Annotated in this window: 23 protein-coding genes, 1 pseudogene and 1 riboswitch; of the genes and pseudogenes, 16 read left to right on the forward strand and 8 right to left on the reverse strand. The window is 43.8% G+C overall.

What is annotated here, in order from left to right; genetic code table 11:
* Positions 1-47: 47 nt before the first annotated feature.
* Genes Q1X33_RS11725 through Q1X33_RS11740 form a run of 4 tightly spaced genes read right to left on the reverse strand, consistent with a single transcriptional unit; the run spans position 48 to position 3,282 of the window.
* A complete protein-coding gene (locus tag Q1X33_RS11725; RefSeq protein ID WP_270787822.1) occupies positions 48-728 on the reverse strand; it encodes an energy-coupling factor transporter transmembrane component T in 681 nt (226 codons plus the stop codon).
* Positions 655-2,067: an ABC transporter ATP-binding protein gene (locus Q1X33_RS11730; RefSeq protein ID WP_005229873.1), complete on the reverse strand. Its 1,413-nt coding sequence runs from the start codon at positions 2,065-2,067 to the stop codon at positions 655-657. The genes Q1X33_RS11725 and Q1X33_RS11730 overlap by 74 nt, the downstream gene beginning before the upstream one ends.
* Positions 2,064-2,666 carry an ECF transporter S component gene (locus Q1X33_RS11735; protein ID WP_005229875.1) on the reverse strand — a complete coding sequence of 201 codons (603 nt, stop codon included), beginning with the start codon at positions 2,664-2,666 and terminating at the stop codon, positions 2,064-2,066. Before Q1X33_RS11735 ends, Q1X33_RS11730 begins: the two co-directional genes overlap by 4 nt.
* Complete coding sequence (locus Q1X33_RS11740; protein ID WP_005229877.1) at positions 2,659-3,282, reverse strand: YkoF family thiamine/hydroxymethylpyrimidine-binding protein; 624 nt, start codon at positions 3,280-3,282, stop codon at positions 2,659-2,661. Before Q1X33_RS11740 ends, Q1X33_RS11735 begins: the two co-directional genes overlap by 8 nt.
* Positions 3,283-3,375: 93 nt before the next feature.
* Positions 3,376-3,475: riboswitch (TPP riboswitch) on the reverse strand.
* 321 nt (positions 3,476-3,796) lie between these two features.
* Here Q1X33_RS11740 and Q1X33_RS11745 point away from each other — a divergent pair.
* Entirely contained in the window at positions 3,797-5,335 is a 1,539-nt protein-coding gene (locus Q1X33_RS11745; RefSeq protein ID WP_034869348.1) for a zinc ABC transporter substrate-binding protein AdcA, read from the forward strand.
* Positions 5,336-5,402: 67 nt separating this feature from the next.
* Positions 5,403-6,413 carry a plasmid pRiA4b ORF-3 family protein gene (locus Q1X33_RS11750; protein WP_034869351.1) on the forward strand — a complete coding sequence of 337 codons (1,011 nt, stop codon included), beginning with the start codon at positions 5,403-5,405 and terminating at the stop codon, positions 6,411-6,413.
* Positions 6,414-6,503: 90 nt separating this feature from the next.
* Here the strand turns inward: Q1X33_RS11750 and Q1X33_RS11755 are convergent, their stop codons facing one another.
* Positions 6,504-7,619: an FAD-binding oxidoreductase gene (locus Q1X33_RS11755; RefSeq protein ID WP_005229884.1), complete on the reverse strand. Its 1,116-nt coding sequence runs from the start codon at positions 7,617-7,619 to the stop codon at positions 6,504-6,506.
* 118 nt (positions 7,620-7,737) lie between these two features.
* On the opposite strand from Q1X33_RS11755, the gene recQ reads away from it, so the two are divergent.
* The 9 genes and pseudogenes from recQ (at position 7,738) to Q1X33_RS11800 (ending at position 18,925) form a co-directional block, all read left to right on the forward strand.
* The gene (recQ, locus tag Q1X33_RS11760; protein ID WP_005229886.1) at positions 7,738-9,504 is read left to right on the forward strand and encodes a DNA helicase RecQ; all 1,767 of its coding nucleotides are present in this window, start codon (positions 7,738-7,740) and stop codon (positions 9,502-9,504) included.
* A gap of 57 nt (positions 9,505-9,561) precedes the next feature.
* Positions 9,562-9,981, forward strand: a complete 420-nt coding sequence (locus Q1X33_RS11765) for a GNAT family N-acetyltransferase (protein WP_005229887.1) — start codon at positions 9,562-9,564, stop codon at positions 9,979-9,981.
* 57 nt (positions 9,982-10,038) lie between these two features.
* Positions 10,039-10,779 (forward strand): MurR/RpiR family transcriptional regulator, encoded by a 741-nt coding sequence (locus tag Q1X33_RS11770; protein ID WP_005229889.1) that lies wholly within the window; start codon positions 10,039-10,041, stop codon positions 10,777-10,779.
* A 542-nt stretch (positions 10,780-11,321) separates the two neighbouring features.
* On the forward strand, positions 11,322-11,687 hold the full coding sequence (locus tag Q1X33_RS11775; protein ID WP_005229891.1) for a hypothetical protein: 366 nt from the start codon (positions 11,322-11,324) through the stop codon (positions 11,685-11,687).
* Between the two features lie 45 nt (positions 11,688-11,732).
* Positions 11,733-14,048 carry a WxL domain-containing protein gene (locus Q1X33_RS11780; protein WP_005229893.1) on the forward strand — a complete coding sequence of 772 codons (2,316 nt, stop codon included), beginning with the start codon at positions 11,733-11,735 and terminating at the stop codon, positions 14,046-14,048.
* 369 nt (positions 14,049-14,417) lie between these two features.
* A pseudogene (locus Q1X33_RS11785) lies at positions 14,418-15,361 on the forward strand (PTS transporter subunit EIIC); the annotation flags it as partial.
* 66 nt (positions 15,362-15,427) lie between these two features.
* Positions 15,428-16,000, forward strand: coding sequence for a glucose PTS transporter subunit EIIB (locus tag Q1X33_RS11790; protein ID WP_301969696.1), 573 nt, complete (start codon positions 15,428-15,430; stop codon positions 15,998-16,000).
* Positions 16,000-17,331: a 6-phospho-alpha-glucosidase gene (locus Q1X33_RS11795; protein WP_005229897.1), complete on the forward strand. Its 1,332-nt coding sequence runs from the start codon at positions 16,000-16,002 to the stop codon at positions 17,329-17,331. Before Q1X33_RS11790 ends, Q1X33_RS11795 begins: the two co-directional genes overlap by 1 nt.
* 220 nt (positions 17,332-17,551) lie before the next feature.
* Entirely contained in the window at positions 17,552-18,925 is a 1,374-nt protein-coding gene (locus tag Q1X33_RS11800; RefSeq protein ID WP_241761038.1) for a gluconokinase, read from the forward strand.
* A gap of 18 nt (positions 18,926-18,943) precedes the next feature.
* Here Q1X33_RS11800 and Q1X33_RS11805 read toward each other — a convergent pair whose 3' ends face one another.
* Entirely contained in the window at positions 18,944-19,684 is a 741-nt protein-coding gene (locus Q1X33_RS11805; protein WP_034869353.1) for a MurR/RpiR family transcriptional regulator, read from the reverse strand.
* 151 nt (positions 19,685-19,835) lie between these two features.
* Here Q1X33_RS11805 and Q1X33_RS11810 point away from each other — a divergent pair, with 151 nt between their 5' ends.
* From Q1X33_RS11810 to Q1X33_RS11830, 5 genes are all read left to right on the forward strand, one after another.
* Positions 19,836-20,588, forward strand: a complete 753-nt coding sequence (locus Q1X33_RS11810) for an IclR family transcriptional regulator (protein WP_201689375.1) — start codon at positions 19,836-19,838, stop codon at positions 20,586-20,588.
* 110 nt (positions 20,589-20,698) lie between these two features.
* A complete protein-coding gene (locus tag Q1X33_RS11815; protein WP_005229908.1) occupies positions 20,699-21,346 on the forward strand; it encodes a bifunctional 4-hydroxy-2-oxoglutarate aldolase/2-dehydro-3-deoxy-phosphogluconate aldolase in 648 nt (215 codons plus the stop codon).
* 1 nt (position 21,347) lies between these two features.
* Positions 21,348-22,346 (forward strand): sugar kinase, encoded by a 999-nt coding sequence (locus Q1X33_RS11820; protein ID WP_005229911.1) that lies wholly within the window; start codon positions 21,348-21,350, stop codon positions 22,344-22,346.
* Positions 22,347-22,358: 12 nt separating this feature from the next.
* Positions 22,359-23,201: a 5-dehydro-4-deoxy-D-glucuronate isomerase gene (gene kduI, locus Q1X33_RS11825; protein WP_005229915.1), complete on the forward strand. Its 843-nt coding sequence runs from the start codon at positions 22,359-22,361 to the stop codon at positions 23,199-23,201.
* A gap of 22 nt (positions 23,202-23,223) precedes the next feature.
* Positions 23,224-24,030: a gluconate 5-dehydrogenase gene (locus tag Q1X33_RS11830; protein WP_005229917.1), complete on the forward strand. Its 807-nt coding sequence runs from the start codon at positions 23,224-23,226 to the stop codon at positions 24,028-24,030.
* 246 nt (positions 24,031-24,276) lie between these two features.
* On the opposite strand, the gene Q1X33_RS11835 is transcribed toward Q1X33_RS11830, so the two are convergent.
* Both Q1X33_RS11835 and uxaC read right to left on the reverse strand, forming a co-directional pair.
* A complete protein-coding gene (locus Q1X33_RS11835; protein ID WP_005229918.1) occupies positions 24,277-24,948 on the reverse strand; it encodes a rhamnogalacturonan acetylesterase in 672 nt (223 codons plus the stop codon).
* Between the two features lie 10 nt (positions 24,949-24,958).
* Entirely contained in the window at positions 24,959-26,347 is a 1,389-nt protein-coding gene (gene uxaC / locus Q1X33_RS11840) for a glucuronate isomerase (protein ID WP_301969683.1), read from the reverse strand.
* Positions 26,348-26,358 lie beyond the last annotated feature (11 nt).

Raw genomic sequence — 26,358 nt, forward strand, 5'->3', positions numbered from 1 at the left:
AGCCAAAGAAACACTGCCGTTTCTTTGGCTTTTTTTCTTTTTCCCCTTCATAAGAGCAGTGTTCCAGCGAGGCCGATTATCAGACAAAAAGATAGAAAGAGCATATCGGCGAAAGTGATGCGAAATGACTTGGCGTAGGTTCGCTTTGCCTCGCTGTCAAATCCTCTTGAAAGCATCGCAGTCGCCAAGAGCTCAGACCAACGAATCGATTTGACCAGTAAAGGGATCAGCATCTTGAATGAAAATGGATTGACAGGGATTCCTCTAGAACGCATGCTATTACGGATATTCTGATACTCGGCTGGAATGATGGGCGCAATTTGAAACGCAGCGAGCAGACCATAGGCAAAAACGGCGGGGAGTCGCAGCTGTTGCTGCAGCGAATAAATCAGCTCATTGATCGTGGTCGATACACTGAAAGAACTGCCCAACATACCAAAGCAATAGATACGGCTCGCCATGTCAAGTCCATAGCGCATAGCTGCTGCTGAGGAGGAGCCACCTTGGTTGTCCTGGTAGTAAAGGAGTCCGGTGAAAAAGACCCCCACAGCTGCCAAGGTCAATGCAGAAACAAGCAAAAGGCTTTTTTTCAAAGAGCGTTCGTTTACAGAAACAGCAAAGAACAGGACACAGAGTAGCAGATTCAATCTGAAATTATTTTGAAAAGAAACCAGTAAGGCGAGTCCTAAAATGGCGAATAACTTGACTGTCGGGTTGAGGGTGCGCATCTATGTCCTCCTTTTCATAATGATTAAAATCAATGATTTGTGAACAAAATGCTTCCAATAATAAGACATCGTGACTAACGATCAAAACCAAGGTGCCACTTGCGGCTTTTTCGGCTAACAGCTGCATGACCTGCCAAGCTTGCTTGACATCTTGGCCATAGGTCGGTTCATCCACCAACAGTAATTTGACTGGTCGCTGCAATAAAGCTGCTACTGCCAAGCGTCTTTGCTGGCCTTGGCTGAGTAGAAAAGGGGACTGAGTGCTCTTGTTTTGCAGTCGCAATTTTTCCAGCAGTTTGTCACTCTCGGTCGCTGCACGTCCTTGGCTAAGCTCCTGTGCCACTGTAGCAGCCAAAAACTGGTCCTGCGGATTTTGCATGATCCAGCTGATGGACCGAAAAGGGGAGGGATGCTTCTTGATCGGATCCCCGCACAGGCGAATGGTTCCTGAGTACGCCTGCTGCTGCAAGATCGCTTTTAAAAAAGAAGATTTGCCGCTGCCGCTACGTCCGGTAAGCCCAATCATTGCCCCACTATCAAAGGTAAGATTCGGAAAAACAATCGCTTGGTTACGGATCGGCAGGCGAAAATCTTGAAAAGATAGCCGCTCTTTTGCAGAAAGTTTCTTAATCTCAACAGGCGGTAGTGACCTGCGCAGCTCCTGATCGAGTGTGCGCATCTTTTCTTGATCGACGGATCTGAACCCTTCTTCAATCAGCAGCCACTCAGCCACCCAGTCAGCAGTTTCTTTGATTTGATGGTCGATCAGTAAGATGCCAATGGCATGTTGCTTTTGGAGCTGTCGCAGTTTTCGAATGATTTTTTGACTTGTGTCAGCGTCCAAATTGGCAAATGGTTCATCCAAAAGCAAGTAGCGACTCTTTAAAATCAGACAACAAGCCAATGCTACTAACTGTTTCTCACCGCCAGACAAGGTCGTAAAGGGCTGATCGGCAAGATGGCTGATCTCGCAAAACGTCAAGGCTTCCGCTACTTTTTTTGGCATGTCGGCTTGGGGAATACATTGATTTTCAAGACAAAACAGTAGTTCTTCTCGAGGCGTGGCCATACAAAATTGCATATCTGGATTTTGAAACAGTAAGCTGATCGACGTGCTTCTTTCTCGAATGGAAAGCTGGTTTAGCGTTCGGTCATCGATCGTATAGGTTCCTTCCTCAAACCCTTTCTCGTTAAGCCCCGCTAAGAGGTGGAAAAGAGTGCTTTTGCCTGTTCCTGAAGCACCATAGATTCCTTTTGTTTCTCCGGGGGCTAAAGACAGTGTCAGATCAAGCCGTTTTTGATCCACAAAAAAGCAGCCGTTTTTCACGAGCAGACTCATGCCGCTTCTCGTTTGGCGCTAATGGTTTGGTCTTCAGCAATCGGGTAACTGTTGAGAACGCCCATGCGTGTCAGATGGTCACAGACGATCTTCACCAAAAAGGCGGAAAAGAATAAAGAAGAAAGCAAGCGAATGATAAAAATCAGCGCCAACAACTGCCATTGCAAGTCAACGAAATTTGACCGAATGATCCCCCAAAGAAAACTCGTGATCGTGGCGCCAATGGCACCAGTGATCAAAGGGAACCAGCCATAGCGACGGTAGCCACCCAATGCAAAGCCAGCTTCTGTTCCAATCCCTTGTACAAACCCGCTGATAAAAATAATCGGTCCATAAAAATTCCCCATAAACACTTCTAAAAGTGCGGCGATCATCTCAGTGATCGTCGCTGCGCCCGGTTTACGCAGCACATAGCCAGCAAAAGCCGCTGCCATGAACCAAACCCCGAAAATAAACTCATTCGCTAAAACAGACAAACCAAAGGGTGTTAAAAGCGTACCTAACAACAGCCCAAAATGAACAGCGCCCAAATAGATCACGCCAAAAATCAACGAAGCGATCCCCACCATAATGACATCTTTTAAGACCCATTTAGTCATGCGACACCGCCTTGTCTTTGGAAGGACTGTTGACTGAGACTGTTGCTTCTAACACATAATGGGGGAGATAGTCATGGGCATACGCTAATGCCGCTTCAAAATACCCAAAGAGTTGGTTGGCCGTTCCCGTCAGCATCGTGACATAATGGGCGGAGCGAGGCGCCAGACCATAGGTTTCTGCCAGTTGGACGATGGTGGCGATTTCTTCCATATAATTGTTTTCCCCAAATACATAAAACGAATATTTGCAATCCACGTCAAACGTACCATTTACAAGATTGCTTGCTTTATTGGGTTGTGCCTGTTCTCCATTCAAAAACGCGTCACCTGCAGAATCGCCAGGACAGCCCTTGGAAAAAGTAAACTCACCCACGAGGTGTGTCTTGGATTCGTAAGCGTTGATAAATAGCCCAGCTGCCGCATCGACAACACTTGGGGCTTCCCCTCGGAAAAGGGTGCTGAACAGATCGGTTTGCTGCCAAACAGCTGTTGTATCCGTCCGCTCAATGCTCGTTACGATTTGTTGCGCAAAGTGGTCTTTCATGGGGTACAAACTTACTCGGCACCCAGTGATATCGATCCCGCCTGCGGTACAGGCGATTGGTTCATTTGTCATTTTCTCTTCTCCTCTCGATGGTTTTTCTGTCTACAAAAAAAGCGTTCCTCCTTTTTCTATCCACACGTAGACAGAAAAAATGGGAACGCGAAAAATCATGCGCTGCCACTTCCCTACGTTGGTACTAACCAAATCAGGTTCTAAGGGACCAGACTTACGTCTATCTCAGCATAAAGCGCCCCTAGTGGATAATCTTCTATTCAATTACCCCTCGAGTGTAGCACAGGACCCAGCAAAGGACAATAAAAAGAGATGTTCGACGATTGAAAGAAATCAGCAGAGCAAGTCTTTCAAGGAAATTTCTTCGCTGATATCTGTGGTGGTACATATGAAGGTTTTTACATATAAAAAAACAAGTGAAAAAGCGGTTGACAGGTTGCAAATAGTTGTGTAAAGTATAAAACCGATGGTAAAACGTAAACGTTACGTTTTGTTTTTATAAATCGTAATTGATTTATCAGTATTTTACCAAGGGAAAGAAAAAGAGGAAAAATAAAAGGAGTGTAGTTAGAAAATGAAGAAGTTTTTTAAAATAACGATGTTATCAGCAGTAGCCCTCGCTTTGGCTGCCTGTGGTCAAGGGGGATCTGACGCTACGGAGCAGTCAGGAAACGCCTCTTCTGAGAATGAACAAATTCAGGTCATGGCCACGTTTTATCCGATGTATGATTTTACACGCCAAGTCGTAGGGGAGGAAGGGCAGGTCGAATTATTGATGCCCGCAGGCACTGATTCCCACGACTACGAACCGTCTGCAAAGGACATGGCAAAGATCCAAGATGCGGATGTCTTTGTCTATAACAATGAAAACATGGAAATGTGGGTTCCTTCGATTGAAGCTACGTTAAATGATGGAGATGTGACAGTGGTCAAAGCCACAGAAGGAATGGTCTTACTTCCTGGAGACGAGGATCATGACCATGACCACGATCATGGCGATGATGGTCATTCCCATGAATTGGATCCCCATGTTTGGTTAGCACCAAGCTTAGCCATGAAACAAGTAGAAGCGATCCGTGACCAACTAAGTGAGGCGTATCCTGCGAAAGCGACAGCCTTTGCTGAAAATGCTGCGAATTATTTAGCAAAATTACAAGAGCTTCATGCATCTTATGAAGAAGCGTTTAGCAATCCAGCGCAAAATCACTTCGTGACCCAGCACGCAGCTTTTGGTTACTTGGCGTTGGAATACGGGTTGACCCAAGTACCGATCTCTGGTCTTTCACCAAGCGAGGAACCTTCCGCTTCACGAATCGCAGAACTAAAAGAGTTCGTTCAAGAAACAGGCATTCAAACGATTTACTTTGAAGAAAATGCCAAAGACAGCATTGCCCGGACGTTAGCATCAGAAGCAGGAGTCGAATTGGCTGTTTTGAACCCATTAGAAGGCTTGACCCAAGAACAAATGGATAACGGGGAAGACTATATTTCGATTATGGAACAAAACCGTGATGCCTTGAGAAAAACGACCGATGTAGCAAATGACAAAGAAATAGCGGAAGCCGAAAAAGAAAAAACGGTTTATAACGGTTATTTCGAGGATGCAGATGTACAAGATCGTCCCTTATCTGATTGGGCAGGAGAATGGCAATCCGTGTATCCATTTTTACAAGACGGAACATTAGACCAAGTGTTTGATTATAAAGCAAAAATGGACAAGAAAATGACGGCTGACGAATACAAAGAGTATTATACGACCGGTTATCAAACAGATGTTGCTCAGATCAAGATCACAGACAATACAATGACGTTTATCTTCGATGATGGCACAGAGAAAGAAGCCAATTATGTGTATACTGGCAAAGAGATTTTGAACTATTCCGCTGGTAACCGTGGCGTACGTTTCTTGTTTGAAAGCACTGACGAAGATGCGGCATTCAAATACATTCAATTCAGCGACCATATGATCGCACCAAGTGCGTCCCATCATTTCCATATCTACTTCGGCAATGATAGTCATGAAGCCTTATTAGAAGAAATGGATCATTGGCCAACCTATTACCCAACTGGGATGAGTGGATTAGAAATTGCACAGGAAATGCTTTCCCATTAAAAAAAAAGATTGACAATCCTCGCTCTTTTCGTCAAAGTAAACTTGATAGGAAGGAGCGAGAATTTTTTTGGAAAAAACATTGAAGAAATTAGCGAAAGTGATTGACCGCATGATGGATCACGTTGATTTGTATGGCGGACCAAGTGTGGTTAGTGACGACGATCTTGAACACTACTTAGATCCTGTTTTTTACTTGATCTTTTGCGCGGAAACAGATGGTGGCATGACTAAGTTAAAAGACAAAGTCTTTGTCGAATCGGTGTACACCGAAATGCTGCCTCAAGAAGTACCGTACAGTTTAAATTTTCTTCCGTTTGCCAAAACAGCCATTGAAGACTTTTATTACTGCATGTATAAAGAAAAGCATATCACCAAATCACAATACCAAGAAATCGCCTTTGTATTGGCTGAAAAACAACCTATCTTTTTCGCACGGATGTCCAAACCCCAGTTTTGGTCAGCTGAAAAGAAAGAAGCGATGTTAGCGATGATTCAAGACACCGATCCTGAAGAACATGAACTATTGCCTGTTGATGACCCGCGTATTGCTGCAATCTCGCCAAAAATCGTCCCATTTCCAACGAAACATACGGCCTTTGATGAAACGGCGAATACACCAGTCGCCTATCAGATCCGTATTGATTTAGAAGGATACCGTCCGCCAATTTGGCGTCGTTTGATCATTCCTGCAGGGCTGACCTATGAGCAGCTGCATATGTTGATTCAGATTGCCTTTGAGTGGATGAATCAACATTTGTACTTGTTTATTGCCGGTTCGAAATCGATCGGCTTAGGCAATTCCGTACCAACGGATGCTTCCGGTATTGACCAAGATTTTCAGTATTGCAAGTCCATGACCTACATTTATGATATGGGGGCAGATTGGACGCATAAGATCAAAATTGAAAAAGTGTTGACCGCAGAAGATCACCCAGATCCCGTCGTTCCAGTTTGTATCAAAGCTGTTGGCGATGTTCCAATCGAAGATGCCTTTGATGATGATTTCCGAGAACCACTGGATCGTGAGATCATCAATGAAGTGTTACTCGATTATTGGGAAACAGGAGAATATGTTTAGCGATCAGCTAGAAGACTGTACCGTAATGTTGCAAGACTAACAGTGACAACCACCAGACCTTAGCGGCTCTGGTGGTTTTTTAATCTTCTGTCAAAGATGCTTCTTGATATATTCTGTCATCGGTTTTGTGTAGCTCGAGAAATTTTTGGGTTGAGACCCTCCATCATTGATCCGATTGGCTAGGAGATAACCGATATAAGGCCCGGTCGTTAACCCAGAAGAACCAAGTCCACTGGCGGCGAACAAATTCGTTTCATCAGGCACTTCCCCAAAGAACGGTGCAAAATCAGAAGTATAGGCACGCGTGCCAACGCGCATGGTCATAGGCGATGCAAAGAGTGCTTCGGGGTCTTCAAGAAAAGCACCGATTCCTGTCATTAATTGCTGCTGGGCTGCTTCCGTTGGTGTTAAATCCCAACCCGCATCGTTTTCATGGGTGGCTCCTAATAAAATTTGCCCATCAGAGAAGGGAATCAAGTCACCCTCGCCCTCTAGCATGGCGACCGGCCAACTGTTTGTCGGCAGGCTGGAGGCAAAAGAGAGCAACTGGCCTTTTTGCGGACGGATATCAACCTGATACCCTAAAGGTGATAACAAGTCTAGCAATCCCGGTCCAGCTGTCAGGCAAAGAATCTCCGCCTCAAGGAGTTGATTCTTTGTTTTGATTTGCCAATGGTTGTCGTTTCTGACGATCTCAGCTTTTTCTTCAATAAAAGCAACTTGCTGCTGCTGAGCAGTTGCTTTTAAGTGGGCAAGATAAGCTTGGCCATCTAAGCGACCACCGCCTGAGATCCGTAAAGAGGGCATTTCTTTAAGTATTGGCAATACCTCTTTGGTTTGTGGGCTCGTCAGTAAGTCGATTTCACCGATTTCTGGTGCCGCTTTACGTCGGTTTTCAGCTAATTCTGCCAGTTCTTGAAGCGCCTTTTCTGGTCGCACCACCAAAGTGCCACAGGGGGCATAGATGGATTCATCCAAAGCAAAATCCCGCACCAATTGTGGAAAAAACGCGGCACCGTCTTGTGCTAACTGGTACCATTTTTTATTGCGGCGTTTGGAGAGCCAAGGGGAGATGATGCCAGCGCTAGCAGACGTTGCTTGCCCGATAAGGGAATCAATGACAGTCACGTCAAATTTGGTTTTATCAAGATAATTGGCGAGGGTCAAACCGATGATCCCACCGCCGATAATCACAACTTTTTTCATAGTAGAAGACTCCTTTGGTTGATTTCAATGAAAAGCGAATAAAAAGCGAAAGTTCTCTTAATGCCGTTTTCTTTGCGTACTTAATTGCGTATAATAAGAAAATGGAAAAGAGGGTATTATGCAAACTATTCAAACAGTCTTAAAAGAACATTTTGGCTATTCACAGTTTCGTGAAGGTCAAGAGACGATTATTCAATCTATTTTAACACAACAAAATGTTTTGGGAATCATGCCTACTGGTGGCGGGAAATCGATTTGTTATCAGTTGCCAGCGCTCTTGCTGGATGGGGTCACCTTGGTCATTTCCCCTTTGATTTCTTTAATGAAAGATCAAGTAGACAGCCTCGTTGATATGGGGATCCCAGCAGCGTATATCAATTCTTCCTTGACAGGAGCACAGATCAATCAACGCTTGCAAGAAGCACGCCAAGGGCGAATCAAACTGCTTTATGTTTCGCCAGAACGCTTAGACTCAGAATCTTTCCGCTACTCATTGCGGCAGATGCCGATCGCTTTGTTAGCCGTTGATGAGGCCCACTGCATTTCCCAATGGGGGCATGATTTTCGCCCCAGCTATCTGCGGCTCGCCGAAACGATCGACAATTGGGAACAAAAGCCAACGATCGTAGCCCTTACCGCGACAGCTACGCCCAAAGTTGCCGAAGACATTGAAAACTTACTTTCGATTCCAGCTGAAAATCAAGTCAAGACCGGCTTTGCGCGGGAAAATTTGGCTTTTCAAGTCGTCAAGGATCAAAAAGATACCTACATAACGACATATTTGAAAATGAACCAAGGACAATCAGGTATTATTTACGCCAGCACCCGCAAAGAAGTGGAACGAATCTATCACCTGTTGAAGCATGAACACGTGTCAGTCGGGTATTACCATGGCGGGCTTTCAGAAGAAGAGCGCTCCTTTTTTCAAGAAGAATTTCTCTATGACCGCCTACAAGTGATGGTAGCCACCAATGCATTCGGAATGGGAATCAACAAAAGCAACGTCCGCTTCGTGATCCATGCCCAGATACCAGGTAATTTGGAGTCTTATTATCAAGAAGCAGGGCGTGCTGGACGAGATGGGGAACCTAGTGATGCGATCTTACTTTATGCGCCGCAAGACATGCAGATCCAGCAATTCTTTATCGATCAATCCGAATCAGACATTCTTTATCGCCAAAACGAATACTTGAAGTTGCGGGAGATGAGCCAATACGGACATACCCAACTGTGTTTGCAGCGCTATATTTTGCGTTATTTCGGAGAAGATGGACCCGATTGCGGTCGTTGCAGCAATTGCCTTGATGAAAGAGAACAAGTGGATATCACAGTGGATACACAAAAAGTATTGTCATGTGTGAAACGAATGGGCGAACGCTTTGGGAAAGCCTTGGTGGGGAAAGTGCTAACTGGCTCTGGCGATCAAAAAGTCAAACAGTGGGGCTTTGAAAAGTTACCAACTTATGGATTAATGAAAGATTGGTCCCAAAAGGAAGTCAATCAGCTGATCGATTATTTAACAGCATCAGGGTATCTTTTGCCGTCAGAAGGGCAATACCCTTTGTTAAGTGTGACCAATGCGGGGATTGATGTGTTGCTTGGAAAAGCAAAAGTTTATAGAAAACAAACCAAAGTCAAACAGTTAGTGGTTGATGATGAACTGTTCGATCAACTGCGCACCTTACGATTGAATCTCGCACAAGAACAAAATTTGCCGCCGTATGTGGTTTTTTCTGATAAAACACTGCGAGAATTGGCGGAAGTTCAGCCAAAAACGCCGATCGAGTTTTTACAGATCAAAGGAGTTGGCCAAAACAAGTTGGATAAGTATGGCGACGCCTTTTTAGCATTGCTTTCTGAATACGAAAAGACAGAAAGTGACTAAAATAGACCATTTTTCAAAGATAAGACAAAAAAGACAGCAGGAAGGGACGAAACATCAGTGATTACGATTCGACCGGCAGTAGCTGCAGATCAAGCATTTTGGTTTTCTTTGGATACTCACTTACCAAAGGAAGTCTTCGCCAAAAAGATAATGGAAAAAACTGCTTATGTGATAGTTGCAGACGAACAGCCAGTAGGGTTACTGCGCTACATTTTTTTCTGGGACACGATTCCTTTTTGTACCATGTTAGTGATCGCAGAAGCGCATCAAGGCAAGGGACTCGGGAAACGGTTGGTTACTTATTGGGAACAACAGCAAAAAGCAGCTGGCCATGCTCTTTGCTTGACTTCCACACAAGTCGACGAGCAGGCACAGCATTTCTATCGCAAACTCGGTTACCAAGATGCCGGTGGGTTACTTTTGACAAGTCCTGGATTTGAACAGCCGATGGAATTGTTCCTTGTCAAACAGTTGTGATGTTTCTGCCGGCTTATGGTACATTGATAGGAGAACAAAATAATAGGAGCGTTTAACATGTCTTTTTTTGGAAAAATCGATTTCAATGAGTTATCAGAGACCGATCGTGCAATCTATCATTACATGTCCAGCCAAAGTGATAAGATTCCCTATATGCGTGTCCGGGAGATCGCGCTTGAATCCCACACTTCAGCTTCTTCGGTCATGCGCTTTATCCGTAAATTAGGGTACGAAAGCTTTACGGAGTTTCGTACCCAGTTTAAAGTCCCTGAATTAGATGCCGTTAGTTTTTATAGCAGCATGAATGTCCTGAATGCTGAACATTTTCCGCGAGATATTGAAGGAAAGATTCGTCGGATCGCAGAAAGAATGTTGGAATGCGACAACATCATTTTTTATGGCATCGGTGCCTCTGGTTCCATGTGTGAATACGCTGCCCGCCGTTTTGCTACGATTGGGTTTAATAGCTATGCATTAGTGGATAATACGTACCCCATTTTTGCTAAGTTGAAGCATACTTCGGATAATATGATCGTCGTCTTGTCCATCACGGGAATGACTACCGAGATCATTGAAGTCGTCAATGGGTTTCGTAACAATCCAGACTTCACCACGGTAGCGATCACCAGTGATGCCAATAGCACTCTGGGACGAATGTCCGATTATGTCTTGGACTATTCAGTTGATGTAAAACGCATCAACAAGTATGAAGATTTGACGACGCAAATTCCTTGTCTTTTCTTAGTGGAAGCGTTGTCGGAGACGGTTCGTCAGTTTTCTTTATCCGCAGGGGAATGAGAAACGTTTTTCCTTTAATAAATGAAAAAACAAACTGGTTCAATGGATCAAGATGCTTTTCTCTTGATGACTTTTGGAACAGTTTGTTTTTTTGAATTTTAGCAAGCTAATTAAGGTTCAGTCTTGTTTAAAGAAAATGAGAGGGGCGCCTGACATGAAGCGTTGATTCAAGGTGTCGAGGATTACGGGAATAACGTAATCTAAAATCATTGAGCTTTTTGTTGTATAAAAGGGTGATGGCAAGTTTCTAAAATAGTTGCAAAAATAACATATGAATGAAACGTATGTTTTTTAAACTTCATGCAGGATATTCATCGATCGAGGAATATCGTGAATTTTATTCTAAGTAGAACATCGATATAATTAGTATGACATGTTTGAAAACCATCGTTTTTGAGATATCAAATACGACAATGATCAAAAAAGAATGAATCCCATTTAAACAGTACTATTTAGACTTTTGTAAAGAAATCTACCTAAAAAAATAACACGTCTCAAAAACGATGGTTTTCGAAATGAACAACTCACAAGGAGGAGGGAGAATGGATATTAACGGTGCGTCTATTAGAGGAAGGGCTTTGAAAGTATGTTTGGTCTTATTGTTCGCTTTCGGTTTTACAAGAACGAGTTTTGGCGATGAGAGACGTTCAACGGAAACGGAAGGGACAGTGATGTTTACCGGGATTTATGAGCCTGTGGATCAACCAGAACCATCTCCGCCAACCGGTCCTGTTCCGCGTCCACCGCAAGACACGGGTAAACCCGGCGGGCAGCTGCCCCAGACAAACTTCATTCACCGGTTGGATTGGGTGATTCTTGGAAGTCTCTTGCTGATCACCGCACTTAACATATACGTAGTAAAACAACTTATCAAAAAAGGGAAATCAACATTCCCTAAGTGGGGCTAGATCCCATGGGAAAAATAAGAGAAATGACATTTAGGAGTGAATGCGATGAACTCATTTTTTCGCAAAAAAAATAAGTGGTTGCTGGTTCTACTTGCCTTACTCCCACTGATTACAACATTAACAATCATGAATGCCGAGACGATTTTTTCGTGGACACCAGAGGAAGAACACGAGGAGAAGGCCGACGATGAAGTGAGTGGAAAAATCTCCTTTGCGGAGGAATTGATCCAAGGCGAGGTCGAGCACATAATAGATTTTATTTTCTACTCAGAAGTTGCCCTCGAAACGGTGGACATCGCGTTGCCTCAGGAAGTAAGCATTGATCAGGAAGCTTTGAACGATGAACTAAAGGTGGTAGCAACAGACCACGAAGGTGTGTGGCAGCTGAACAGCGAGACCCCACAAACGACTTTTGTCTTACCGATTCTTGTGGATACGATCGGAGAATATGAGATCATCGTTGCCGAGACTGCTACGCAGCGCCTGCTGATCTTAGATCATACGGATGCCGAAGACACTGATTCGACGGAAGAAGAGAATGACTCTGCGGAAGCAGATCAGGCTGCGGATGCGGAAGCGAGAGAGCCAGAAGTAGATGATAGAAGTGGACAGATGGTCGAAGTGACAATTAACAAAAGCAATTTTAGAGAACACTTTGATGTCCAAGGCACTGCTACTTACAATGATGAAACAGGGCTATTAGTACTAACAGAAGATATATCTGGGTCAGTCGGTTATGTTACCTTAAAAGACAGAATTAGTCTGGATCAGCCATTTACGCTTAAAGGTAAAGCCAATATTGGGTCTAAACCACTTGGTGCTGACGGTATGGCATTTGGCTTTCACAATTCTGAGACCAATAGAATAGGTTATGAGGGCAATGCGTTTGGAATCGGAGGTTTGAGGGATGCTTTTGCTTTTAAACTAGACAATAACTATAATACTACTCGAGGTTTTTTTGACCAGAATAGGTTTATCGTTGAAAGAGACCCTATAGCTGTCAATGGAGCGCCCTTTGCTGGCTTTATCTATCATAGGACACCATTATTACTGGAAACATATATGGAAGGTGATGCTCCAGCAGCAACTACGGGTGCTAGAAATGGAGCAGATGACCCGATCCTAATTGAATATCAGCCAAATAATGAAGGTCGCTGGTTTAAAGTTACTTATAGAGATATGATTTGGGAACGTGACATCAGTGATTGGCAGCCATCAGATATTTCTGCAATGGCATTTATTATATCCGGTAGTACTGGTGCGAGAAGTGATCGCCATACCTTTTATTTTGAAGAGATGAATTATTACATTGGTACCGGAACCGTCCATGTGAATTATCGAGATCGAGAGACAGGGGAGGATATTCTACCAACTGAAACATTAGAACTACCATTACGTTTCCTTCATACCCTTGACCCCAAGAACCGAGAGAGCGATGAACCCTATCAGTTAGGGTATGACTATTACGGGGTTGAGTTTGACACAGAACACTTTGACCCAGGTACATTTGATATTATGCCGCAGCCTTTCCATCAGGAGGTGACTTTTTTATTTGATCGCGTGCCATCGAACATCAAGATCAATCATATAGATGAAGAAGGGATAACACTGAGGGAACCAACCTATCAAGGAGAATTCGTAAATGAATCGGTTGATATCTTGCCTTTGACAATTCCTTATTATCAATATCTTTACGAGCGGGACGGTCAGCCGTTGGAAACAAGAGTCACCCGAGCTGAACAAGAATACTGGCTAGTTTATGGTTTGGAAAGTACTCCGCAACCAGTAGACCCTCTTGATCCGGATACGCAAGTAAATCCTGAGAATCCGCCTGAGATTGATGAAGAACAAGGGTTTGTCAGCTTGGATTTTGTTTCCCAATTCCAGTTTGGGACAGTTGGCATTCGGTCAGAAACGACGACCTACGATGCCCTGCCGCAAAAACTCCTTCAGCCGGCTGATCCAAATGATAATCTACGCCCTAATTATGTGCAGGTTTCAGATCGGAGGAGGGAAAATTCCGGTTGGACCCTCCGTGCAACCTTACGAGAGCCTTTTGAAAGTGATGAAGGGCATCAACTGACTGGTGCTAGAATTTTATTAGACAATATCGATGTAGTAACGAGTCGAGAAAACGTGTCTGATCCACCTACTCATAAAAAGCAAGCAGCACTGACTGTTGGAAATGCGGAGATAATCGCACAAGCAGGTGCCAATCAAGGCAGAGGCACTTGGGTCCAGCGCTTTGGCGATCGAGACACAATGGATCAAAGTGTCAAACTTGAGGTGCCAATTAGTGCGACTCCTCAAGCCACGAGATATTCAGCAACCATTCTTTGGGAACTTTCATTTGTTCCTTAACAATAAACAAAAAGAAGCTGCAGCGAATTGCAGCTTCTTTTTTGCTCAAAGGACTAGAGGTACTATTAGCTATTGGTTTTTCTTGGATAACTAAAAGATTATATTCTTCCTTGTCTTTTATCGCCCCTTAGCCACAAGATAATTCACGTCATTTTTTCAGGGAGGGATTGATCAACCGTGATAATGCATTTTTTTATGTACTTTGTCATGGATGAAACACGTTCCAATCTTTGAAATGCATTAAATTGAAAACGTTTGCTATTCTATTAGTAACAAATGTTTCCTATAATGAACCTACAAATCAACTACAAAGGAGTTTCCTCAATGAAAGAAAAAGTGATGGATGCGATGCAGAAATTCTCCAAGGCAATGTTTGTGCCTGTTTTGATTTTGCCGATCGCAGGGATATTGATTGCCGTTGGGAATGTGTTTACAAATGTACGCTTGCTTGAGCAGTTTCCTTTTTTGGATAATCCGATAACCACCGGTTTTGGTAGTATCTTATCCGCTTCCTTATTACCGATTTTAACCAATTTAGGCATTATTTTTTGTGTTGGGATCGCTCTAGGGCTAGCCAATAAGAAAAAGGCTGAAGCGGGATTTACCGCGTTGTTAGGATATTTCGTCTTCTTAAATGCCATGAACAAATTCATGGAGCTTCGGGGGATGTTGGTTCCAGCCGATGCGCTTCAAGGTTCAGGGCAAGCGATCGTTTTAGGGATCCAAGTGCTGGATATGGGAGTCTTTCTTGGCATTATTTTAGGAATCGTCGTGGCATTGGTCCACAATCGTTTCATCGATACGAGCTTTAACAATGCCTTTCAAGTTTATGGTGGCGCGCGCTTCGTCTTTATTGTCTTGATTCCGGTCGTCGTGTTATTAGCCATCGTTTCCACGTTTATATGGCCAGTAATACAAACTGGCATCGACGGTTTAGGCGGCATCATTCAACAAACGGGCAACTTTGGTATCTTCTTGTATGTATGTTGGAACGCTTATTGATTCCAACTGGCTTGCATCACTTGATCTACACGCCGTTTTTGTATACTTCATTAGGCGGTGTCGCAGAAGTTGGCGGTCAAGTCTTTGAAGGGGCACGAAACATTTATTTTGCGGAAATTGCTGACCCAGCAGTCCGCGTATTATCGCAAAGTGTCATTTGGGACGCTCGTGGGATCTCAAAAATGTTTGGACTGATCGGTGCCTGTTTGGCGATGTATCAAACGGCAAAACCAGAAAATAAAGTCAAAGTCAAAGCCATTTTGATTCCAGCTGTCGTCACTTCCTTTATTGCAGGTGTGACTGAACCAATCGAATTTTCTTTTATGTTCGTGGCACCTGTTTTGTTCGTCATTCATTCTGCACTTAGCGGCTTGAGCATGGTGGCGTTAAATCTCTTTGGTTCTCGCGCCATCGGACCGAATGGCTTCATCGACTTTCTTTTGTACAACTTGCCCTTAGGGATCGAGAAAACTCGCTGGCCAGTGTACTTGATCGTCGGGGTCGTCTTCTTCTTTCTTTATTACTTCTTGTTCCGCTTTTTGATCACGAAACTGAATTTGAAAACGGTCGGGCGTGAAGAAGAAGGGGCAGAGACCAAACTGTACTCGAAGAAAGAGTACAAAGAAAAACAACTTGCTGGAGCAGGTGTCGGGGTCATGGCGAGTGACCAAGCCGCCCCTAGTCCAACTAGTGAAACAAGTATCTCAGCAATCATCACCAAAGCGCTAGGTGGCGATGACAATATCAAAACCATCGACAACTGCTATACCCGCTTACGTTTAAAACTAAAGGATCCTGAACTCGTGGATGAAGCACTTCTAAAAGACGAAACACAAGCCAAAGGCGTGATCAAAAACGGTGAAAATGTCCATGTCGTTTACGGGTTGACCGTGCCGAAAGTGCGGGAAGAATTAGAAAATTATCTTGGAAGAGAAGGAGAGATTGAATGATGGAAAATTTTTCAGTAGTGATCGCAGGGGGCGGCAGTACTTTTACCCCGGGAATCGTTATGATGCTGCTTGACAATCAAGAACGCTTTCCTTTAAGAAAGCTGAAACTATACGACAATGATGAAGCACGCCAAGCGATCCTCGGTGAAGCCCTAGCGATTTTATTAAAAGAACAAGCACCGCAAATCGAATTTTCGTTTACGACGGATCCTGAAGAAGCCTTCAGCGATGTCGATTTCTGTATGGCGCATATCCGAGTAGGAAAGTATGACATGCGGGAAAAAGATGAAAAAGTCCCCTTGCGTCATGGCGTCTTTGGTCAAGAAACCTGTGGACCAGGAGGGATCGCTTATGGGATGCGCAGCATCACTGGTATGCTGGAGATCATTGATTACATGGAAAAATATTCCCCCGATTGTTGGATGCTGAATTATTCCAATCCAGCTGCAATCGTAGCTGAAGCATGTCGGGTCTTGCGTCCGAAATCAAAGGTTCTGAATATCTGTGACATGCCCGTAGGCACGTTGCGTCGCATGTCGCAAATCATTGGCAAACAGCCAGAGGAACTAGAAGTTCGCTACTTTGGCTTGAATCATTTTGGCTGGTGGACCAGCGTCAAAGACAAAGAAGGCACGGAGTACATTCAAACCATTCGTGACTACGTTGCAGAACACGGCTATTTGACGCAGATCGAAGTGGATACCCAACATACTGACCCAAGTTGGCAAGACACCCACAAAAAAGCCAAAGACCTCTTGGCGCTCACACCAGAATATCTGCCAAATACGTACTTGAAGTATTATTTATACCCAGATTACGTCTACGAACACATGAAAGAACATCCAGAGTATACGCGTTCCAATGAAGTGATGGAAGGACGGGAAAAACGAGTGTTCGATCATGCCAAAAAGATCACTGCCCAAGGCTCTGCTGAAGGGATCGCTTTCGAGATTGATGCCCATGCAACCTTTATCGTTGATTTGGCACGCGCCATCGCTTTTAACACGCATGAGCGAATGGTTATGATTGTGGAAAACAACGGCGCGATTGCGAACTTCCCAGATGATGCCATGGTGGAAGTGCCATGTATCGTCGGTTCTGATGGACCAGAAGCCCTCGCTCAAGGAAAAATTCCTGCCTTCCAACAAGCGCTCATGTTCCAACAGGTGACTGTGGAAAAATTAGTGGTCGAAGCATATGTGGAAAAGAGCTATCAAAAAATGTGGCAAGCGTTAAGCCTTTCCAAAACGATTCCTAGCGCAAAAGTAGCCAAAGAGTTGCTCGATGATTTGGTCTCGGAAAATGGTGATTACTGGCCAGGATTGTCTTGATTTGTTTCACATTTGCGAAACATTCGCTGGTTGGATAACTGAAAGAGGAAGATTCTCCAAGAATCTTTCTCTTTTTTGATTTTTGTTGTGGAAGGATAATTCTCTGAAGAAAATCACCACGAAACGTCTTATCAACAAAACGATCAGACAGGTATACTAGAATATGCCACTAACTATGGTAGAATAAAGCTAATTGAATCAGATGAGAGGGAGCAATGCGATGTTTTTAGGGATTGATATCGGCACGACAGCCATAAAATTTGGGGTCATTGAAGATCGGAAAATCATTTACTCACAGTCATTACCAATCAAAACCCATAGCCACGGGTTAAAACAGACCCAATCAGCGACCCAGATCAGTAGCCAATTGATCAGTGGTGTCACAACGATTCCCGCTCAATTAAAAGCGGCAATCACAGTGATCGGGTTCAGTACCGCCATGCACAGCTTGATGCCAGTGGCTGGTGAAACAGCAGAAGAGATTTACATTTGGTCAGACAATCAAGCGAGTCAAACGATGACGGCCTTTCGTCAAACGGATCTGGCGGCAACGTTTTATGAAGAGACAGGGACACCGATCCATGCGATGTCTCCCTTTGCGAAACTGGCTTATTTTCAAACGAATGGTTCATATTCCAAAGAGACGAAATGGTTTGGCTTAAAAGAACTAGCAATGGCGTTGTTTACCGGACAAGCACGGATCGATTACAGTACCGCATCAGCGACCGGTCTTTTTTCTTTGAAAGAAAAGCGATGGAGTCAAAAGATTCTCAACTATTTATCCCTTTCAAAAGCCCAGTTAGCGCCTTTATGTGCACCGACTGATCGTTTTTTGATTACCGAGGAGATGGCGCAGCGGTGTGGCTTGAAGCCTGAGGTAGAAGTGATGTGTGGGGCTAGCGATGGGTGTTTAGCAGCATATGCTGGCTATATTTCTACAGGGATCCGCAACAGCTTGACGATCGGAACCAGTGCGGCGGTTCGTAAAGTAAGTGAGACCACCGTCTTTGATCGCCAAAAACAAAATTTTTGCTACTATCTGCAAGATGACCTCTATGTCGTAGGGGCACCTTCAAACAATGGTGGCTGTGTCCTTGCTTGGGCAAAAGATACCTTATCAGAAGATCCTGATGCATTTTATCATTATCTGCCTCAAGTCATGGAGGAGTCGCCGATCGGCAGTAACGGCTTACGTTTTTTTCCCTATTTAAACGGGGAGCGGGCACCTTTTTGGACAAATGAGATCACAGGCGGCTTTTCTGGCTTGACCCTGAAACACAATCGCTCAGACATGTTGCGGGCAGTCATCGAAGGCATACTGATGAACATCGATTTATTAAAGCAAATGGCGCAGTTGGAAGGGGCAGTCACTGTAAGTGGTGGTTTCTTTCAAACAAAACTTTTAGGTCAAATGACCGCGGATGTGTTGGGGCTGACCTGTTATCTTTCCGATGAAAACGAACCGATATTCGGCTTGTATGATTTATACAAAAGCTCTGTTGTGCGGCAAGATCAGCCAGATGAAAAATTTGTTCCTGATCCGCAGAACCAAGCGCTCTATCAAGAATTGGCAAAAACCTATTTTCAAGCATAAGCAAAAACCAGCAATCCACTAGGGTTGCTGGTTTTCTTTTTCAACATGGGTAAAAGTGTCGACGATATATTCCATCAATAAGAGCAGTTTACCAAAGAAGCTAGTGTACTGGATGTTTTGGGTGTCGTAGGGACGTTCATCTGTCACTTCAAAGGAAAAGGTCGCTAGTTGATTGGCGCGATGATCACCGTTCCCGCAAAACAAAACAGTTGGTATGTGATGTTCATTGGCTAACGCCATCTTCTCCAGCACTTTTTGTGTTTCGCCAGATTTAGAGATAGTAATCAACATACTGATGTTCTCGATGTTGTTACTAATGATCCCACCTGAGTCAGAAGCACTGACTAATAAGGTTTTGATGCCGTTGACAAGCATTTTTTTGTGGAGGTATTCTGCCACGATCCCCGAAAAACCTGTGGCATAAATCGTAATAAACTTGTTCTTGTTTTGTCCATAGATTTCTTTGATCGCTTCGATCGTATCTTCAATACTGGCAGCGTCAATTTGGTAATCGATGGCGGCTTCAGTGATCGTCTGATTTTTCAAGCGATTCTTTAAGAAGTAAAGCAGCTCTAGATAGCCAGAAAAACCTAGTTTTTGCGCAAGCCGCACGATGGTTGCTGGGGAAGTGTAGATCGTTTTAGCGATTTCTCTTAAGGGCAGTCCATCGATCGCAGCGGTATTTGCAAGCAAATAATCAAGAATTTGCAGCTCATTGTCAGTCAATTTTTTTCCTTTGATCAATACATTTAAGTCCATTGTTCGGCACTCCTTTGTCTTGTCTTCATCATACAATGAATAACGACAGAAAGTAAAATAGGAATCGCGTCATGCTGATATATAGGAAAAAAGATTGTGCATTTCCTAAAAAGATATTATAATTTCTTATATAGAAAATAAAGGTGGAGAAATGATGACACAAAAACCATATGGAACCGTACTACTAAAAGCAGCAACCATTTTAGATTACCTCGCAGAAGCGCCAAGTAAACCATTGCAAGAAATTTCAGAAGCAACGAAATTGACCCCATCCACAGCTTTGAAAATATTGGAAACGCTACAAATGATCGGCTATGTCAAACGCGACAAAGAGAAGAATTATCGCTTAGGGTCTAAGCTGATCAAGTATGCCAATCAAAACATTCAAGAGCTTGATTTAGTGGAAATCAGCTTGCCTTACTTGGAAGCATTGCAGAAAACGGCGGATGAAACGATCCACTTAGGCGTCTTGACCGCCAATGAGATTCTTTATGTCAATAAATTGGAGCCTCAGAATCAAACGATCCGCATGTCTTCAAAAGTAGGAATCACAAGACCGTTGTATAGCTCTGCCATGGGGAAAGCCGTTTTAGCGGAGTTTGATGCCCCTCAAGTAGAGGAGTACTTGGCAGCAACGCCTTTAACCGCTTATACCGAAAATACCATTACAAATCAGTTGAAGTTGAAGAAAGAATTGGAACAGGCAAAAGCGAACCAAGTAGCCTTTGATGATGAAGAAATGGAACAAGAAATCTATTGCATCGGCGCCTCACTGATAAAAGATCAGGAGATCGTTGGGGCGTTTTCTATCAGCCTACCGAAATACCGCTTGACCCCAGAATACAAATCGACATTGATCGATGCGATTATTGCGACAAAACAACAAATTGAACAAGCCTTATAAACTTTTTAGTGGAAAGCCCTTGCAAATAAAAACGAGAACGGTATAATAAATGTGTAAGTTTCTTTATAATAAATACCATTTTCCAAATAGGAAATAAATGGAGGGTCTCAATGAAAAAAGTAGCGAATTTAATGAAACTAAAAGAAAGCGGCGTGATCGCTGTTGTGCGTGGCGCTTCTAAAGAAGAAGCACTACAAGCAAGTAAAGCGATCGTTGCGGGGGGGATCACTGGCATTGAGTTGACTTTTACAGTGCCTCAAGCGGCGGATGTAATCGCTGAATTAGTAGCAACCTTCAAAGATAATCCAGAGGTAGTCGTTGGTGCGGGGACCGTTCTTGATGCAGTGACCGCTCGCTTAGCGATCATGGCAGGAGCACAATATGTGGTAAGCCCAACCTTTGATCAAGAAACGGCTGAATTATGTAATTTATATCAAATCCCGTATCTGCCTGGTTGCATGACCATTTCAGAAATGAAGGACGCCTTAAAAGCAGGCGCAGATATCATTAAACTATTCCCAGGTAGTGCGTATGGACCAAGTATCATCTCGGCCTTCAAAGCGCCATTGCCACAATTAAACATTATGCCGACCGGTGGTGTCAGCTTAGACAACATGCAAGAATGGTTTGCGGCGGGTGTCGTAGCCGTTGGTGTAGGGGGGAATTTGTTAGCGCCAGCAGCAAGTGGGGATTTTGACAAAGTAACAGAAGTAGCGAAACAATATGCGGCAAAATTAAAAGAGATTCGAGGAAAGTAAGATGGCAAACATTCTGACACTAGGAGAAATAATGTTGCGTCTATCGACAACGTTAGGCGACCGAATCGCCCATAGTTCGATGTTTGCTGCCCATTATGGCGGTGGGGAAGCCAATGTTGCGATCTCCTTGGCGAATTTTGGTCATCGCGTTTCTTTTGCTAGTAAAGTGCCTGAGAATGCTTTAGGAGATGCCGTTTTTCATCATTTACGAAGCTATGGCGTCGATTGTCGCCACTTGCTTCGTGGCGGTTCCCGACTAGGTACTTACTATATTGAAACCGGTATCGGGGAACGAGCAGCGCGAGTGGTTTATGATCGCGCAGGCTCTAGCTTTGCTCAAATGAAAGAAAATGAGTGGCAATCTGACCTTTTTGATGGGGTTGACATTGTTCACCTTTCAGGGATCACGCCAGCTCTTTCAACGACTTGGCAGACACTTTTGCTGACGTTGATCAAAGAAGCGAAAGCAGCTGGTTGTAAAATCAGTTTCGATATCAATTATCGTGGAAAACTGTGGACGACCGCTGAAGCACGCGTCTTTTTGCAAGAAGTGCTCCCTTATGTCGATTATTGCTCGGCAGGACAGTTAGATGCCCAAGTCTTTATGGATGTATCAGCTCCAACAGAGGAAGTCGAAGATGACTACTATTATCAAGAAATGCATCGGAAATATCCAAATATCCAGCTCTTTTATTCAACTAGTCGTCAGGTGCTCTCAGCAAGTCACAATCAATTGACAGGAAGCCTATGGCACAACGGCAATTATGTTGTTTCTGCTACCCATGAGATCAATCCCATCGTTGATCGCGTCGGAGGCGGCGATGCCTTTTCAGCTGGTATCCTACATGGTCTTGTCACGAAGAAACAAGACCAAGAAATCATTGATTTTGCAACTGCAGCATCTGCTTTGAAACATACGATCCATGGCGACTGTAATCAGTTTAGTGCCAATGAGATACAAGAATTTATTGCAACAGGTTCAGGAAAAATTATCCGATAGGAGGAATAAAACATGCAACACATGGAAACACGCTATACCCATAGTCCACTTGATATTCGTCACTATAGTACCGAGGAATTACGCAGAGAATTTTTGGTAGAGAAAATTTTCACACCAGGACAAATCATGCTGACCTATACCCACAATGATCGGATGATCTTTGGCGGAGTGACACCGACAGAAGAAGCGTTAGAAGTGCAATTAAGCAGCGAATTAGGGGTGGAATACTTCTTAGAACGTCGCGAATTAGGCGTCATCAATATTGGAGGACCTGGTGCGATCACGATCGATGGCCAAAAAGAACCAATGAAAAAACAAGACGGCTACTATATCGGCAAGGAAACCAAACAAGTCTTGTTCCACTCTGATGATCCAGCAAATCCAGCGAAATTCTATCTATCTTGCGTGCCAGCACATAAGAAATACCCAAATGTAAAAATCAGTATCGATCAAGTCACACCAATGGAGACAGGCGAGGGCTTGACATTAAATGAACGGAAAATTTATCAATACATTCACCCAAATGTTTGTGAAAGCTGTCAATTACAAATGGGGTACACGATCTTAGAACCAGGCAGTGCTTGGAATACGATGCCAAGTCATACCCATGAACGTCGGATGGAAGCATATGTGTATTTTGATTTTGCCAACGAAGACACAAAAGTGTTCCATATGATGGGCAAACCAGATGAAACGAAGCATTTAGTCGTTAGTGAAGAACAAGCAGTTATTTCTCCAAGCTGGTCGATCCATTCGGGTGTTGGAACCAGTAACTACTCCTTTATCTGGGCAATGTGTGGCGAAAATATCACCTATACCGACATGGATATGGTGGCAATGGACGACTTAAAATAAAAAGAAAGAGGGTTTATCAATTATGGATTTTTCAATGGATCAATTTCGTTTAGATGGTAAGATCGCATTAGTGACTGGAGCTGTCTATGGGATCGGTTTTACGATCGCTCGTTCATTAGCAGCAGCAGGAGCAACGATCGTTTTTAACAACTTGGATCAAGAATCAGTGGATAAAGGATTAGCAAACTATCGTGAAGCAGGGATCGAAGCCCACGGCTATGTCTGTGATGTAACGGATGAAAAAGCAGTCAACGAAATGGTTAAGCAGATCGAAGAAGAAGTTGGCGTGATCGATATCTTAGTCAATAATGCTGGGATCATCAAACGAATCCCGATGTTGGAGATGTCTGCTGAAGACTTCCGCCAAGTCGTTGACGTGGACTTGAACGCTCCATTTATCGTTTCAAAAGCAGTCTTACCGTCAATGATCAAAAAAGGACATGGAAAAATCATTAACATTTGCTCAATGATGAGTGAATTGGGAAGAGAAACGGTGGCTGGTTACGCAGCGGCTAAAGGCGGCTTGAAAATGTTGACGAAAAACATTTGTGCTGAATTTGGTTCAGCTAACATTCAATGTAATGGGATCGGGCCTGGTTATATTGCAACTCCGCAAACTGCACCATTACGAGAGATCCAACCAGACGGTTCTCGTCACCCATTTGATCAATTTATCGTAGCGAAAACACCTGCTGCCCGTTGGGGTGAGCCAGAAGATTTAGCAGGACCAACGGTTTTCTTAGCTTCTGAGGCATCAAACTTTGTCAATGGCCATGTCTTATATGTAGACGGCGGTATCTTGGCGTATATCGGGAAACAACCTGAATAAAACAATCAGTAGTAAGGATGGGGACGATTGCAATCGTTCCCATTTTTATGGTCCAACACCCAAGAAATGCAGGGCTTTAAAAATAAATGGGTTGAAGCAAAGGAACTGCAAACAAATCTTTTAAAAAGAATCAAAAGCAAAACGCTGTGAAGGAAAATGTTCTTCGCAGCGTTTTGCTTGAGTAGCTCTTTTTCAAATCAGGTAGCGTATTTATGTTAGGGGAAGATTCAACACGAGCAATGAGTTTCAATCTAACAAAACTTGTTGTGCAAGCGGTAATGGAGCATTTTTCAAACATTTGGCAACTAATTTGGCGACGGCTGTAGCACCTTGGTCATTCAAATGCGTGTTATCCGTAATGCCGGCTGGATAATTGGGGTGCTGATTTTTTTCTAAATGAAGAAAATAGTTTTTCGCCTGTTGTGGTTCCAGTGCTGAAAAGAACCGTTGTGTTGCGGCAAAAAGATCCAGACAGACCACATCCAAGGAGGTAGCCAAAGCACGCATTGCTTCTGGGTAAGGACCGACTGCCAAAGGATCAAGTTGCTGAGGGTCCACGTAATGCAAACGAGTGATCGAGGTCAATAGGATCGGTGTCGCTTGCTGCTGGCGTGCCGTTTGCACGAAGGTTGCTAAATTATGCTGATATTCTACAGGTGTCGTACCACGACTATCTGTTTTTTGATCGTTGTGTCCAAATTGAATCAAGAGATAATCACCAGCATGTAGTTCTTTTTTTGCCTGCAACAAGCGTCCTTCTTCAATGAAGCTTTTGGAGGAACGCCCATTTTTTGCCAAGTTGACGATTTGATGCTGGGGGAGATAGCGTGAGATCTTTTCACCCCAGCCCGTTTCTGGACGAGCGCTAGGCTCTTTGATCGATGCGGTGGAATCACCGACGATGACGATTTTTTCCATTGTCTTTCTCCTAAAATTTGAAGTAGTTGTTGGCGTTTTGATAACAAACATTTTCTACTAATGGTTTTAGCTGACGAAGATCAGCAGGTGCTTCACCACGTACAACGATCTCAGCAAGCCATTCACAAAAGACGCGTCGGAAATATTCATGACGGGTGTAAGACAGAAAGCTTCTTGAATCCGTCAGCATGCCGACAAAGTTAAAGATCACACTGCCATCAGCGAATTTCGTTAATTGGTGACGCATGCCTGCGCGGGTGTCGTTATACCACCAGCCAGATCCTAACTGCAATTTATTGTTGCCATCTTGCTGGAAGCACCCCATCAAAGCGACGTGTGCATCATAGTCATTGGGATTTAAGGAATAGAGAATCGTTTGAGGCAAATGGTCCTGCGCATCAGCAGCGTTCAATAATTTCTGCAAGCATTGAGTCAGAGGTTGATCATTGATGCCATCGTAGCCCGTATCTGGTCCCAAGCGCTCAAACATTCGTTGATTGCAGTTACGGTACGCATGGACATGCAGTTGCATCGTCCAACCACGTTCGTGATACAGTTTCATCAGTTCAACTAGAACATTGGTTTTGAAGAACGAGACTTCGTTTTCCTCCAAAGATTCTCCAGCTAATGCTTTGGCAAAAATTGCTTCAAGGGATAACTGTTCGTCTGCAGCATACACTAAAGTATCCAGCGCATGGTCAGACAAACGGCAGTGATGCTGGTGAAAATAGCTTACACGGTCCCGCAAGGCTTTCAAGAAAGCATCGTAGGTAGTGATCGCGTTTTCGACACTCTTTTCGAGTTTGGTAACATAGGTAAGAAAATTCGGATGGTCGATTTGTAACGCTTTGTCAGGTCGGAAGGTCGGCAAGACCCGAAAACGTTGCTCTGTTTGGCTTAATTGGTGATGATAGTGAAGATCATCGGCTGGATCATCTGTGGTGCAAACGATCTCGACTTTACTGCGAGCAATCAAAGCTCTTCGGGTAAAGTCTTTTTGCTGCAATTTTTCGTTGCATAGCCTCCACAAAGTTTCGGCGCTTTCTTCAGTAACGGGAAGATCGATCTCAAAAAATCGCTTTAATTCTAAATGGGTCCAACTGTAAAGGGGATTTCCCACCAATTTTGGCACTGTTTGACACCATGCCAAAAATTTTTCATAATCACTGGCATTGCCTGTAATCGCTTCTTCGGGTACGCCACAAGCGCGCATCAATCGCCATTTGTAATGATCACCACTTAGCCAAGCCTCGGTGATAGTTTTAAAGGGCCGATCCTCATAGATTTCTTTCGGGTCTAAGTGGCAGTGGTAATCAATAATCGGCAGCTCTTTGGCATAGTCATGGTATAGTGTTTGAGCAATTTCATTTGGCAATAAATAGTTTTCATTTAAAAACATGTCGAACCTCT

Source organism: Enterococcus sp. B2E4, from assembly GCF_030499455.1.
Taxonomy (GTDB): Bacteria; Bacillota; Bacilli; order Lactobacillales; family Enterococcaceae; genus Enterococcus_D; species Enterococcus_D casseliflavus.

What these genes read in the sequence shown, in the direction of transcription:
- Q1X33_RS11725 (WP_270787822.1), bottom strand. Translation starts at nt 728, where the DNA reads ATGCGCACCCTCAACCCGACAGTCAAGTTATTCGCCATTTTAGGACTC.
- Q1X33_RS11730 (WP_005229873.1), bottom strand. Translation starts at nt 2,067, where the DNA reads ATGAGTCTGCTCGTGAAAAACGGCTGCTTTTTTGTGGATCAAAAACGG.
- Q1X33_RS11735 (WP_005229875.1), bottom strand. Translation starts at nt 2,666, where the DNA reads ATGACTAAATGGGTCTTAAAAGATGTCATTATGGTGGGGATCGCTTCG.
- Q1X33_RS11740 (WP_005229877.1), bottom strand. Translation starts at nt 3,282, where the DNA reads ATGACAAATGAACCAATCGCCTGTACCGCAGGCGGGATCGATATCACT.
- Q1X33_RS11745 (WP_034869348.1), top strand. Translation starts at nt 3,797, where the DNA reads ATGAAGAAGTTTTTTAAAATAACGATGTTATCAGCAGTAGCCCTCGCT.
- Q1X33_RS11755 (WP_005229884.1), bottom strand. Translation starts at nt 7,619, where the DNA reads ATGAAAAAAGTTGTGATTATCGGCGGTGGGATCATCGGTTTGACCCTC.
- recQ (WP_005229886.1), top strand. Translation starts at nt 7,738, where the DNA reads ATGCAAACTATTCAAACAGTCTTAAAAGAACATTTTGGCTATTCACAG.
- Q1X33_RS11770 (WP_005229889.1), top strand. Translation starts at nt 10,039, where the DNA reads ATGTCTTTTTTTGGAAAAATCGATTTCAATGAGTTATCAGAGACCGAT.
- Q1X33_RS11775 (WP_005229891.1), top strand. Translation starts at nt 11,322, where the DNA reads ATGGATATTAACGGTGCGTCTATTAGAGGAAGGGCTTTGAAAGTATGT.
- Q1X33_RS11780 (WP_005229893.1), top strand. Translation starts at nt 11,733, where the DNA reads ATGAACTCATTTTTTCGCAAAAAAAATAAGTGGTTGCTGGTTCTACTT.
- Q1X33_RS11790 (WP_301969696.1), top strand. Translation starts at nt 15,428, where the DNA reads ATGGTGGCGTTAAATCTCTTTGGTTCTCGCGCCATCGGACCGAATGGC.
- Q1X33_RS11795 (WP_005229897.1), top strand. Translation starts at nt 16,000, where the DNA reads ATGGAAAATTTTTCAGTAGTGATCGCAGGGGGCGGCAGTACTTTTACC.
- Q1X33_RS11800 (WP_241761038.1), top strand. Translation starts at nt 17,552, where the DNA reads ATGTTTTTAGGGATTGATATCGGCACGACAGCCATAAAATTTGGGGTC.
- Q1X33_RS11805 (WP_034869353.1), bottom strand. Translation starts at nt 19,684, where the DNA reads ATGGACTTAAATGTATTGATCAAAGGAAAAAAATTGACTGACAATGAG.
- Q1X33_RS11810 (WP_201689375.1), top strand. Translation starts at nt 19,836, where the DNA reads ATGATGACACAAAAACCATATGGAACCGTACTACTAAAAGCAGCAACC.
- Q1X33_RS11815 (WP_005229908.1), top strand. Translation starts at nt 20,699, where the DNA reads ATGAAAAAAGTAGCGAATTTAATGAAACTAAAAGAAAGCGGCGTGATC.
- Q1X33_RS11820 (WP_005229911.1), top strand. Translation starts at nt 21,348, where the DNA reads ATGGCAAACATTCTGACACTAGGAGAAATAATGTTGCGTCTATCGACA.
- kduI (WP_005229915.1), top strand. Translation starts at nt 22,359, where the DNA reads ATGCAACACATGGAAACACGCTATACCCATAGTCCACTTGATATTCGT.
- Q1X33_RS11830 (WP_005229917.1), top strand. Translation starts at nt 23,224, where the DNA reads ATGGATTTTTCAATGGATCAATTTCGTTTAGATGGTAAGATCGCATTA.
- Q1X33_RS11835 (WP_005229918.1), bottom strand. Translation starts at nt 24,948, where the DNA reads ATGGAAAAAATCGTCATCGTCGGTGATTCCACCGCATCGATCAAAGAG.
- uxaC (WP_301969683.1), bottom strand. Translation starts at nt 26,347, where the DNA reads ATGTTTTTAAATGAAAACTATTTATTGCCAAATGAAATTGCTCAAACA.